Raw genomic sequence first — 12,951 nt, 5'->3', positions numbered from 1 at the left:
GGGATTGATTCTATTGATTTGCTACCGAGCTGCCGTCCCGCTGGGACTTTTGCTATGCTGTATGGTGGGCGTAAAGGGAGCTTTGTTTTCTGTCAATGGAAATCCGCCTACGGACGGACAGGCTCCGACCAAGGAGGTATATAAAAGAAAATCCCCTCCAGAATCTTCCAGAGGGGATGTTGTTTCAAATTTCAAACTTCAAATATCGAATTCCCGCCTTCCTACTCTTTGGTCGTTTCGATCACGCCGCGGAAGTAGCCGATGGATTCGGCGATGCCCATGAATGGGTTGTCCATGTTGCGCTCATGCTCCAGGCTGCACACGCCGGTGTAGCCTACTTTTCGGATCATTCTCACCATGGCGGGAAAGTCGATGATCCCACGGCCTACTTCGAGTGAATAGCCCGCTTTGACCGGAGCCGTCACGTCCTTGATGTGCATGTCGAAGACACGGCTGTGGTATTTTTCGAGATCGGCAACAGGATCTTTGCCATTGCGGGTGTCGTGTCCGATGTCCAGGCACATTCCGATCCGAGGGTCGAGGTCTTTGGTGTGGTTCCACACGTCATCGGCATCTGGGTAGATTTTGATGTCCGGTCCGTGCAGGTGGATGGCGTATTTGAAATCATACTCCTTTACCTTTTTCTCCACATAAGGAAGCAACTCGGGATTGGGAACGCCTACAATCAACTTTACGCCGACCCGTTTCGCATAGTCAAAAGCCTTGTCTATATCCTCTTCGCTTCTCATGTAGATCGGCCCCACGGCATATCCGGTGATGTCATGGGCTTTCAGTTTTTCGTGAAAAGCGGCGATTTCAGCATCGGTGCTCGTCATCGGCAAGTGGAAATCCTTGATGCATAGGTAGTGTACATCCAGGGCTTGGAGCGTTTCGAGGGTCTTGTCCAGGTCGAACTTCACGAAAGTGTAGCCGGCGATGCCTACCTTGAAGGTTTCGCCTGTTTCAGGTGGGAGCTGAGGTCCGGGTTTGCTGTCCTGTGCCTTGCAGACCATCAGGGAGATGGCCAGCAAAAGGGTCAATAAGGTTGATTTCATGGGTTTGTGTTTTGTTTTTCAATGGCCACACCTGACTGCCGTCAGGCAGGTGGAATCTTGCAGTGGCTGGGCCATGCTTGATTCCGTTCGGGTTATTTTGAGTTTCTATGCTTCCAATTTAGGGAATGCAAGCCAAAGCGAGTCCGTAAGTTTTGCCAAATCTGCGGAATCGTTTGCCTTGGCTGGTTTCGACGAGTATCAGGCTTTGGGAGTCCTTCGGATGAGCAGGTGGCGAACCGGGAGCAAGCGGTCTTTGCTGTTCACTTGTTCCCGAGCTTCCGTCTCGCTGGGACTTGCCCTAATCATCCGTCCGGTTGGGATTTTGCCGCAATTGCCCTTTTTTTGCTTAGGGATGAAAAGTCTCTTTTTTGTGATAGGAGCCGAAATTCCCATTCACCCCATAAAACCCGAACTACCCGATGAAGACGATGTGGATTACACCCGAAGGATTGGAAAAGGTCAAGGCCGAGCTGGATCAGCTCTGGAAGGTGGAGCGGCCCGAAACCACCCAAAAGGTTGCCTGGGCGGCCAGCCTCGGGGATCGCTCTGAAAATGCCGATTACCATTACAACAAGAAACGACTGCGGGAGATTGACAAGCGGGTGCACTACCTGCGCAAATGCATCGACGACCTGAAGGTGATTCCCTATGCGCCCTATCAGGAGGGAAAAGTGCTCTTTGGAGCCTGGGTTGAGATCGAGAGTGCCAAAGGGCACAAGATCCGCCTGCGGATTGTCGGCGGAGAGGAACTGTTTGAGTGCAGGGACTACATCTCCATCGATTCCCCCATGGCGCAGGCCCTGCTGAAAAAGGAAGTCGGCGAGGAAGTGCTCGTCCAGACGCCCAACGGGCAGATGGCTTGGAAGATCAGGGCGATCGAATACGAGAAGTGAGGGGGTGTTTGAAAGGCGTAGCTTGGCGATCTTCGTAGCCTAGTTGGAAATCCGTGTTTCCAGAGGTGCGAAGCGCTGAGATCTGGTCTTGTAGGATTTGGTGGATGTCAGGGCTACGCCCCTTTCGGGGGTGCCTGTGATGTTTTTTCTACGAAGATGGTGGGGCTAGCGCCCCTGGCGGCGGCTGGATAGGAATTGATCGGGACGATTGCCGTATGGGGTCGTCCCTACGGGACTCATGGGATTGATTCTGTTGATTTGCTACCGAGCTGCCGTCCCGCTGGGACTTTTGCTATGCTGTATGGTGGGCGTAAAGGGAGCTTTGTTTTTCTGTCAATCGAAATCCGCCTACGGACGGACAGGCATCAAGCAAGGCGTGCGATTTAGCCGGGCCTAGCGCGGTGATCTTGGTGGTCGAGGCGCGTAGCACTGAGATTTACCTTAGAGGTTTTCGGAGGATCCAGGGCTACTTTTCGAGGATGTGTAGCAAAACTGGCAAGCACGAGACAATCCGGAATACCGATGCCTTGCCGACCGCATATTTTGCTTAGTTGACTCGTTCCAATTCCTTTATTTTCATTTCGGCGTGTTCATTGCCTGGGTCTAATTCAAGGGATTTTATATAGTGTTCGAGTGCTTTCTCAGTATTGCCTAGTGTTTCATGGGCTTCTCCGAGGCTATCGTGGGCATTGGAGGATTCGGGGTAATTTTCCACATTCATCGTAAAGTATTCTAGGGCCTTCGATCTGTCTCCATCACTTGCGCTTTGGATCATTCGATAGCCCAATTGGTTTACCAGATACTCAGGAGGTAGGAAATTCCATGAAAGTCGCTTCGAAAGTTCCTGAAAATGCTGTATTAGCTGCTCTGTGCTTTCTACATCGCGGTAGGAGATTCCATAGCCTTCAAAAATTGCCGAGATGCCGTTGTGGAATGCAACGACAGGCACTGAGCTATGGTCCTCATCTTCGAAATACTCCAGTTTCGCGGGCAGTTTCCCTTCGCACTTACTGTTCAATGCCTCGTAGAACCTCACGTGACGGTCACGGTTCCTGATATTCCTTTTGCCCCAATTTGCAGTGGCGATGTAAATAAACCTTTCAAAAGACCGATCCGTCAGGGAGTCCAATTTTTTGTCCATGGTTTCTGAATCCCATGTCCCAAAACTCGGGTCAACGGCAATGAACGAGTTGAAAAGGGTCTCTTTTCTCATATAGGCATGGGAAGCCAACAGGCCGCCTAAAGAATGTCCGTAGAGTATGCGATAGGGAGCTGTTCTGAACTTTTTATCCAACTCAGGTAAGAGTTCGTCTTCCAAAAAGCCCATAAACCGATCCCCACCTCCAGTGTTATTCTCGCGAACTGTAATGATTTTGTCCGGAGTGAAATCTCTCCTTCGATCCACGTTTTGAATAGCCACCACGATCATCTCGGGGATGTCCCGGCTCCCGTACACATCAGAACTCATGTAGTTTGTCATCGTCGCAACAGTCCTAAAGTGCAGGTTTCCATCCAGCACCACAAGCACGGGATATCTCTTGTAGGATGACTGTGGATCATTGTACGAATCAGGGAGGCTGATCCAATATTCTCTCTCTTCGCTCAGGATATTTGAAGTAATTGAATGTTTTGTGCCGATTACAATCTGGCCAAGGTCTTGTGACTTTGCCTGGCTAAGCCCTAATAGAAAAAAAAGTACGACAATTACATTTTTGCTTATTCTGATCATTTCTAGGTGGTTGGCAGTGGATCTATACCTGCATTTGTGGGGTTTCTACTGCGTAAATTTTTAAAGCAGTTTCGGTTTCTGGATCGACAAGATAGGTTTTAGGATTTTGTCCGGTGTAAAAAGCGTTTGCTTTTCCATTACCAAATTGCCCCTCACAGGATATTTTGCGAGGCGATTTTGGTGTTTCGCGGGAGTCTCGCCAAGAATTAGTTGGGTTAAAGATGCAAAAATAATCCCCTGCAGAGCGCTCCAGGGGGATTTTGATTTGAATTTGAAAAATTCGGGGTTTGAGACCCGCAGTAGATGATTGCCGTAGGCAGGACAGCTCGGTAGCTATATGGCCGTAAACGAAAGGGAATGCCGTAGGCATGATCCAAGAATAAACATTTGATTGTCGTGTAGGATCGTCCCTACGGGACTCATGGGATTGATTCTGTTGATTTGCTACCGAGCTGCCGTCCCGCTGGGACTTTTGCTGAGGCGCAAGGTGGGGGTCGACGGAGCTGTGGTTTCAGTCGGTGGAGATCTGCCTACGGACGGAAAGCCATCGACTGGGGCGTGAGACTTTGCAGGACGTAGCCCGGCGATCTTGGTAGTTCTTGGTGTTAGGCCTAGTTTCACGAGACGCGCAGCGCCGTGATCTGCTTTCGTGGGATTCGGTGGATGTCAGGGCTACGCCCCTTCTAGGGAAGTTGTGTGATGATTTTTTCTACGAAAATGTCGGGGCTAGCGCCCCTGGCGGCGGCTGGATAGGGATTGATCGGGATGATTGCCGTAGGCAAGACAGCTCGGTAGCTATATGGCCGTAAACGAAAGGGAATGCCGTAGGCATGATCCAGGAATTAACATTTGATTGTCGTGTAGGATCGTCCCAACGGGACTCGTGGGATTTTTGCCGTTCATTTGCTACCGAGCTGCCGTCCCGTTGGGACTAAAGGGTGATCAAATTCCATTCAAGGTCGTAGCTGCTTGTTGCGATTTTGCAGGGCGTAGCCCGGCGATCTTCGTAGCCTAGTTGTTGAGGCATATTTCCGAGAGGCGCGTAGCGCTGTAATGTGTCCTTTTATGATTCGTAGGATGTCAGGGCTACGCCCCTTCTAGGGAAGGATCACTTTTTCTACGAAGATGTCGGGGCTAGCGCCCCTAGGGGGGAGTTCAGGGCAGGTCGGCAATGACCAGGTTTCGAGCTTGTGTTTCCAACTATTCTATCGAAAAATGAGGAAATATCTATCTGCGGAAACGTGATTGCTGTTGGAAGTAGGGCTCGTCTTGCTACAGCAGGGATGATGGTGTAAAAAACAAACCTCGTCTTGCTTTTAGGTACATCGCTCTTGTCCCAGATCGGATGATCTTACTTCGTGCCTGCCATCGTCCCTGCTGTAGGTACATCAATGTTGTTTTTACCTAGATCGATCTTGTTTTTTGGTACATCGATGCTGCTTTTACCTGCACCGTTCTTGGTTTTTGGTAGGATGGGTTTGTTTTGGGGTAGGGGATTGTTGGCGAATTGCAAATTCGGAGGAATAGGAAGGCGTTTTGCTCCCGATGACTATCGCGGACTACGCCTAGGCCAGTATCAAACTACGCTCGAGGGGCTTAGTTTTTTTTATCTATTCTGTTCAATACCTGTCTAAAGTACTTATTCAGGAGTCCTGGCCCTTGAAATCTCTTCAAAACAACGGGACTTGCATCCAACTCCGATTGTCTATAGTCATTTTTGTCAGAATTTGAACTGCTGAGATAGACCATTCGGTAGATTTTATTGTCAGGTTCCTCTTGATACGCTTGTCGAAGCAGCTCTTGACCCTCTTTTTTTAGGTCATCATAGTCGCCAAATTCATAAGGGAAGATAGAAACTGCATAACCAGCAATAAATTTGAATTCTGCCAGATGCAGAAATTTGCTCTTTCCATCGTCAAACATTTCTTTCAATCGTTGTCGAAGGTTTATTCTTTCATGAAATTCTGACTTGGCGTCTTCAATCGCTATCCAAAGGAAAAAAAAGAAATGTTTCCAAATTTCAAAGTCCGTAGGATTTGTTTTGTATAGCTCGTGATATAGCTCGAAAGCCTTATCGAAATCCTCTTTGTCTTCTATTTCAAATATACTCTTGAGCTGTTCCATATCGTCATTTTAGCCTACTTCCAACGGTTTATCGCTTGGCGTAGTGGGGAACTGAAAATTCAGAAAAATAAAAAGGCGTTTTACTCCCGATGACTATCGGGGACTACGCCTAGGGGGGCAAGCTCCGATTAGTCTTACTATTGTTTCGACTACTCCCAGTGGGGCCAGTTACTTTTCTTTATTGAATTGATATCTTATTTGATTGGCCTCTTTGGCAGGTCTACCTCGTTCGATTTCGGTTATGATGTCATGGCAAGTTCTGCATACCGAAACCAGAGTGAACAGAGGTTCATTAAATCTGAATCGTGGATCCTTATGATGTACTTGGGTTGCCTTTTCCGTTAGACAGGATTGACAAATGTAGTCGTCCCGTTCAAGTACGATTTTGCATATTTCAAGCCACTTTGGGGATTTAAGGTATTCTTCATAATTAGCCCACCAATTCTCGGATTTTTTCAATCTGGTACGTTCGTAGATTTCGTTGGAGAGAGTCTTTATTTTCCTGCGCTCATCTTTCCCTCTTTTTTCAAGTTCATAGTCAAATAATTCTACGTTTGGGTATTCAGCCTTTTTCAGCTGATTACCTATCTTCTTCCCACAATTTTGGCACTGATTGTAAACCCTATAGTTGCCTTGGTCAGTATAGTATTCTTCCTCTGACTGGTAGCATTTGCGTGGTTCTGGAAATGGGTCATTACAGCAGTCGTCAGAGTTCCAATCTATAGTCTCATTGCCACATTGGTTGCAAGTGTAATGAAAGCAATACTTTTTGTCAGCGTATGTGAGCTTGGAGTTACAGTTTGTACAAATTCGATTTTGATCTGGAAATAGCATTGTTATGAAATGGAGATAGTGGGTTTCAACGGAAAAATATACACAACCATTTGCATATTTTCCTATGTGTTATTTGGGCTAAACTAGGCGAGCGAGAGTTTCATTACCTAATGCGGCTTCTTCTTCCATCCTAAAAAAATCCCCTCCAGATCGCTCCAGAGGGGATGTTGATTTCAAATTTCAAATTTGAGATTTCAAATTCTCTCTTCTATCCAAACTCTCGCATTCACAAACGCCTCCATCCAAGGGGTGAAGTCGTCATTTCTGTCGGTCGGGTAGTGCGGCCAGTTCCAAGGCTTGAGGCTTCGCTCGATGTGCGGCATGATCGCCAGGTGGCGGCCGTTGTCCGAAGCGATACCGGCAGTGGCGAAGTCGGAGCCGTTCGGGTTGCCCGGATAGGCCTCGTAGCTGTAGGTCATCGCGAAGTTGTAGGCGTTCTCACCTTTTGGAAGGTAGAATTTGCCTTCCCCGTGCGCTACCCATACGCCGAGGCGCTGTCCGCTTAGGCTTCCCAGCATCACGGAGTCGTTTTGCGGGATGGTCACATTAACGAAGGTGGACTCAAACTTATGGCTGGCGTTGTGCAGCATCTTTGGCTTCACGTCGTGGTCTGGAGTCACCAGACCGAGTTCGATCATCAGCTGGCAGCCGTTACAAACGCCCAGCGAAAGCGTGTCAGGTCTTGCGTAGAAGTTGTCCAGGGCTTGCTTGGCTTTCGGGTTGTAGAGGAAGGCACCCGCCCAGCCCTTGGCCGAACCCAGCACGTCGGAGTTGGAGAAGCCACCCACGAAGACAATCAGCTGCACATCGCTCAGGTCTTCGCGTCCGGAGATCAGGTCGGTCATGTGTACGTCCTTCACCTCGAAGCCCGCCAGCCAGAGCGAGTAGGCCATTTCCCGGTCGCCGTTCACGCCTTTTTCGCGGATGATGGCAGCCTTGGCTTTGCCCTTGGCCGTGCGGAAGGGATCCAGTCCGGCAGCAGCAAAGCTCCCTTTCCAGCCCTCGGCAAAATCATAGGAGAGCGCCTGGTTTTTATAATTGTCAAAGCGGTCTTTGGCTAGCTTTTCCCCGCTCTGCTTTCTGTCCAGCAGGTAGGAAGATTTGAACCACAGATCACGCAGCGCGGCCACGTCGAGGGTTTCGGCTTCGAGAGCCACTTTTCCATCCAAAGTCACTTCCGCCAGCTCGACAAAGTCGATCTCGGCAGCAGTCAGCATTTCCTCCGCGGAGTGGTCGTCGGCGACCTGGATCAGGATGCCCGGATTCTCTGCGAAAAGGGCCTTGATCACATCGGATTCGGCTAGGCGGGATTCTTTCACCGCAAGACCCACAGCCAGGCTTGGGAAGCACATCTCCAGCAAAGCCGTCAGGATACCGCCGGAAGAGATGTCGTGACCGGCCAGCACGAGGCCTTGCTCGATCAGGCTTTGTACGGCTGTGAAAGCCTTGGCAAAGTATGCCGAGTCAGCGACGGTAGGGGTAGCCTGACCGACCTTGTTCAGGATCTGGTACAGAGACGAACCGGCCAGCTTGGCGCTGTCCTTAGAGAAGTCGATGTAGAGGACTTTGGAGCCGGCTGTTGGCAGGAGCGCCGCCTTCACCGTTTGGGTGATGTCGGAGCACTCGCCTACCGAGGAGATGATCACCGTGCCCGGAGAGTAGACCACCTTGCCGCCCGGATATTTTTGGGTCATGGAGAGGGAGTCTTTTCCGGTCGGGATGTTCACTCCCAGCTCGATGGCAAAGTCGGACACGGCCTGCACGGCACGGTACAGTCGGTCGTTTTCGCCGGCGTTTTTCGCAGGCCACATCCAGTTGGCGGAGAGGGACACGCCCTTCAGCCCGTCTGCGATCGGCGCAAAGATCAGGTTGGTCAGCGCCTCGGCGATGGCCAGTCGGCTGCCGGCCTCTGGATCTGCCAAAGCCGCCACAGGCGCGTGGCCGATGGAGGTGGCGATGCCTTTGTTGCCGGTGAAGTCGAGGGCCATCACAGCGACGTCGTTCAGCGGGAGTTGGATCTCGCCTACGGTTTGCTGGGTAGCCACACGGCCGGTCACGGAGCGGTCGACTTTGTTTGTCAACCAGTCTTTGCATGCTACCGCTTCCAGCTGGAGCACTTCTTCGATGTATTGGGAGAGCTTTCCGGCGCTGTAGTCCGCTTCCGCAAAAGCTGGAGTCAAGCCGCTTTTATCTTCCAAAATCGTCTTTGGAGAGGAGCCAAACATGTAGCTCAGATTCCAGTCCACCGGCTTTTCGCCGTTCTTTTGGTTCTCAAACTTGAAGTGCATGTCGCCGGTGGTCTCGCCCACCACGTAGAATGGCGCGCGCTCCCGCTCGGACAGCTGCTTCAGGGTGTCGATATCCTTTTTGCCCACGACTAGGCCCATACGCTCCTGGGACTCGTTGCCGATGATTTCCTTGGAAGAAAGCGTAGGGTCGCCCACAGGCAGCTGATCGATGTGGATCGTTCCGCCGGTGCTTTCCACCAGTTCGGAAAGACAGTTCAGGTGTCCGCCCGCCCCGTGGTCGTGGATGGAGATGATGGGGTTGTTTTCGCTCTCGGCCATGGCACGGATCACGTTGGACACGCGCTTCTGCATCTCCGGATTGGAGCGCTGGATGGCGTTGAGCTCGATGGCGTTGGAGAGTTCCCCAGTGTTCAGCGAGGAAACGGCCGAGCCGCCCATGCCGATGCGGTAGTTGTCCCCGCCCATGATCACGATCTGATCACCGGCTTTGGGTTCGTCCTTTTTGGTGTATTTGGCGTTGGTGAAGCCGACCCCGCCCGCGAGCATGATCACCTTGTCAAAGCCGTATTGCTTGTCGCCTTCCTCATGCTCAAAGGTCAGGACTGAGCCTGCGATGAGGGGTTGGCCAAATTTATTGCCGAAATCAGAAGCTCCGTTGGAGGCTTTGATCAGGATGTCCATCGGGGTCTGGTAGAGCCAAGGACGCTCGTCCAGGTTTTTCTCCCAGCTTCTGCCCTTTTCGGAGCGGGAGTAGGAAGTCATGTACACCGCCGTACCCGCCAAAGGAATGGAGGCCGTACCGCCAGCCAGACGGTCGCGGATTTCCCCGCCAGCCCCTGTCGCCGCGCCATTGAAAGGCTCGACGGTAGTCGGGGAGTTGTGCGTCTCAGCCTTGAGCGAGATCACGGTATCGATGTCGCGGGTCTCGAAGAAGTCCGCCTGATGCTGGGTCTTCGGCGCAAACTGCTGGACTTTTGGCCCCTGCACGAAGGCGACGTTGTCTTTGTAAGCGGAGGCGATCCGGTTCGGGTGCTTCTTGGAAGTTTCTTTGATGAGTTGGAAGAGCGTCTGCGGCTTTTCCTCCCCGTCGATGATAAAGGTGCCGTTGAAGATCTTGTGGCGGCAGTGCTCGGAGTTGACTTGGGAGAAGCCAAAGACCTCCGAATCGGTCAGGGGACGGCCCAGTTCTTTGGCCACATTTTCCAGGTAATCCACCTCGACCTGGCTCAGCGCAAGTCCCTCGGACTGGTTGTAGGCCGCAATGTCGGTGACCGGCTTGATCGGCTCCGGCTGGAGGTGGATGTCGAAGATATCCTGATCCAGTCCTTCGTACGCATGCTGGAGCATGGGGTCGATCTGGTCTCCTTCGGCCATCGGGAAAAACTCCTCGATGCGCTGGATGCCTGCCAGGCCCATGTTGACGGTGATTTCCACGGCGTTGGTCGACCAGGGCGTGATCATTTCCTTTCGTGGGCCGGAGTAGTTGCCGGAGACTTTGTCACCTGAGATTGCTTTGGCTTCGCCAAAAAGCCAGGTGAGTTTTGCGATGTCTTCGGTGCTGAGCGGGTGGGGAACTTGAACTCCGTAGATGAGTTTCTGAGGGGATTCAAAGAAGAAAATCATGTCCTTGGGCTGGTAAGCCGCAAAGGTAAGGAATTGGGGGGAAGTTCGGAAGTTGGGAGGTCGGGAAGTTGGGGGTAGGAAGTAGGAGGTTGGGAGGTGGGAAGTTGGAGGTTTCGCTTAGGGTGCTTTGGGCTGGGCTTGCTGAATGGATAATTGACCCGGGGCAAAAGAAGGGAACTTACAACGTAGCGCCTGCCGTCCGGTCCTCGTCAGGCAGGGGAGGCCGGGGGGTGAAAGCAAAGCAGGTCTTTTGTAGCGGTCCGAAAATGAACGGTTCTCAAATTTAATTCTGTTTACCCTGGTCAAAATTCATTTTTGTTCGATTATGTACAGGTAATTTTTGTTTTGGGAAAAGATAATTTTTTAATAAACCATGGAAACTTTGAATATGCTGATAGTTTCCATAGTTTTGGCGCCTGGAATTATTATAAAGAGAAATTGGTGACAAGGACGAGGATTCTGGAAATCGCGACGGAGCAGTTTTCCCGATACGGGGTGAGGGCAGTGACCATGGAGGATATTGCCCGGCAGGGAGGGATTTCCAAAAAAACCATCTATCTGGAATTTGCCGACAAAAAGGTCTTGGTAAAGGAGGCATTTGAGGTGCTGCTGGAGGAAGATCGGAAAAAGTTACAGGCGGTGTTGGGCAAAGAGGACGGCGTGATCGAGCATTTGGTGCGCAGCTCCAGGGTAGTGAGGGAGCGGCTTCAGCAGATCAATCCCGTCGTATTCATGGAGGTGCAGCGCTACTTCCCCGAGGCTTGGAGGATGTTTGAGGAGTACAAGGTGCAGGTGATCATGGAGGACTTGGTCAACGTGATCGAAAAAGGAAAGGCACTGGGCTACTTCCGCCCCGAGATCGACTCGCAGATTTTGGCCAAGGTCAGGATCAACCAGATAACCTCGACATTTGATCCAGAGAATATCTCCCGGCAGGACTACAATCCCGCCGAGGAGCAAATGGTCATGCTGGACCATTTTTTACACGGCATTTTCACGGAAAAAGGCAGGGCTGCCTATACCGCACAACAAGCAATTGAAGATTGAAAACCAACCCACTTATGAAAAAGAGCCTTTTTACGGTTTTGTTTTTTTTACTGCTGCTCTCGGCTAGCCAAGCCCAGGAGGTCGCCCAGCTCACGCTGAACGAGTCCATCCTGTATGCGATCGAGAACAACTACGTCACCAAAAACGCCCGGCTGGAAACCCTGATCTCCAAGGCCACGGTGAAGGAGACCACCGCCCTAGGGCTTCCCCAGATCAACGGGTCCTTCAACTTGGACTACAATCCCAAGATCCCGGTGGTGTTCCTGCCCAACGAACCGCCTTTTGGCGATCCCAGCATTCCCAGCGATGTGATCCCGGCCAGGTTTGGCGTGAGCTACTCCTCCGGACTGGGGGTGACGGTATCCCAGATGATCTTTGACGGGTCTTTTTTCATTGGCTTGCGGGCTGCGAAAACCCTGACCCAGCTGACGGACTTTGACCTGGTCAAGGCCGAAAATGACGTGGTGGAAAACGTCAAGAAGGCCTATTTTGGCGTACTGGTAAACCAAGAGCGGATTCGCCTGGCCGAGTCCAACCTGGCCCGGGTGGATTCCCTGCTGAAGGAGACCCGCGCCCTGAACGAGGCCGGATTTGCCGAAAAAATCGACGTGTCCCGCATCCAGGTGCAGCGAAACAACACCTATTCCCAAGTGGAGCGAAGCCGCACCGCCTGGGAGATCAGCAAAGAGCTCCTCAAGATCCAGATGGGGATGCCCCTGGACGTGGACATCCTGATCACCGAGACGCTCCAGGACCTAAATCCCCGGGAGGACCTGATCCAGCTTTTGGCTGCCGAAGGCGAGCATCGCGTGGAGCTGGACCAGCTGAACACCCAAATCGAGCTCCAGCACTACGACCTCAAGTACAACACTTCCCAGTACATGCCGACCATTGATTTCAATGGCAATATGCGCCGAAGCGGGGCTGGAAATGAGCTGAACTCCGTTTTTGACAAGGTCAACTGGTTTGGAAGCTCCCTGGTCGGGGTGACGATGAACATCCCGATCTTCGACGGGCTGAGCAAGAGTGCCCGTATCCAGAAAAACCGCTATACCATCAGCCAACTCGAAAACCAGCGCTTCTATCTGAACGACAGCTTCAAAAACGAGATTTTTTCCGCCAGAGCTTCGCTGAAAAACGACCTCAATATCCTGGACGTGCAGCTGGAAAACCTGGAGCTGGCCCAGGAGGTGTACGACATTGCCAAGATCAAATATCAGGAGGGGGTAGGCTCAAACCTCGAAGTGGTGGATGCCGATGGTGCACTCACCGAGGCGGAGATCAACTACCTGGCCGCGCTCTATGACGGGCTGATTTCAAAAGTAAACCTCGAAAAAGCCCTTGGCTTGCTGAAAGCCGATCTGGAAAACTAAACCAACTATTCTTTCCCATTCAAA

8 protein-coding genes are annotated in these 12,951 nt (G+C 51.6%); 3 read left to right on the top strand and 5 right to left on the bottom strand.

Annotated elements, in window-relative coordinates; all coding sequences use genetic code 11:
- Positions 1-221 precede the first annotated feature (221 nt).
- The gene (locus tag J0A68_RS08465) at positions 222-1,055 is read right to left on the bottom strand and encodes a sugar phosphate isomerase/epimerase family protein (protein WP_206577772.1); all 834 of its coding nucleotides are present in this window, start codon (positions 1,053-1,055) and stop codon (positions 222-224) included.
- A 419-nt stretch (positions 1,056-1,474) separates the two neighbouring features.
- On the opposite strand from J0A68_RS08465, the gene greB reads away from it, so the two are divergent.
- Positions 1,475-1,948: a transcription elongation factor GreB gene (gene greB / locus J0A68_RS08460; protein ID WP_206577771.1), complete on the top strand. Its 474-nt coding sequence runs from the start codon at positions 1,475-1,477 to the stop codon at positions 1,946-1,948.
- 547 nt (positions 1,949-2,495) lie between these two features.
- On the opposite strand, the gene J0A68_RS08455 is transcribed toward greB, so the two are convergent.
- From J0A68_RS08455 to purL, 4 genes are all read right to left on the bottom strand, one after another.
- Entirely contained in the window at positions 2,496-3,677 is a 1,182-nt protein-coding gene (locus J0A68_RS08455) for an alpha/beta hydrolase-fold protein (RefSeq protein WP_236021424.1), read from the bottom strand.
- A gap of 22 nt (positions 3,678-3,699) precedes the next feature.
- Positions 3,700-4,047, bottom strand: coding sequence for a hypothetical protein (locus J0A68_RS08450; protein WP_206577770.1), 348 nt, complete (start codon positions 4,045-4,047; stop codon positions 3,700-3,702).
- Between the two features lie 1,226 nt (positions 4,048-5,273).
- Entirely contained in the window at positions 5,274-5,801 is a 528-nt protein-coding gene (locus J0A68_RS08445) for a hypothetical protein (protein WP_206577769.1), read from the bottom strand.
- A gap of 1,028 nt (positions 5,802-6,829) precedes the next feature.
- Positions 6,830-10,507: a phosphoribosylformylglycinamidine synthase gene (purL, locus tag J0A68_RS08440; RefSeq protein WP_206577768.1), complete on the bottom strand. Its 3,678-nt coding sequence runs from the start codon at positions 10,505-10,507 to the stop codon at positions 6,830-6,832.
- A 441-nt stretch (positions 10,508-10,948) separates the two neighbouring features.
- On the opposite strand from purL, the gene J0A68_RS08435 reads away from it, so the two are divergent.
- Together J0A68_RS08435 and J0A68_RS08430 are read left to right on the top strand one after the other, a co-directional pair.
- Positions 10,949-11,554, top strand: a complete 606-nt coding sequence (locus J0A68_RS08435; protein ID WP_317195097.1) for a TetR/AcrR family transcriptional regulator — start codon at positions 10,949-10,951, stop codon at positions 11,552-11,554.
- Between the two features lie 14 nt (positions 11,555-11,568).
- Entirely contained in the window at positions 11,569-12,927 is a 1,359-nt protein-coding gene (locus tag J0A68_RS08430) for a TolC family protein (protein ID WP_206577766.1), read from the top strand.
- Positions 12,928-12,951 lie beyond the last annotated feature (24 nt).

The sequence above is a fragment of the Algoriphagus oliviformis genome (assembly GCF_017254915.1).
GTDB lineage: Bacteria > Bacteroidota > Bacteroidia > Cytophagales > Cyclobacteriaceae > Algoriphagus > Algoriphagus oliviformis.
Note: the sequence above shows the minus strand (reverse complement) of the source record. Positions and strands in the feature narration are given on the sequence as shown.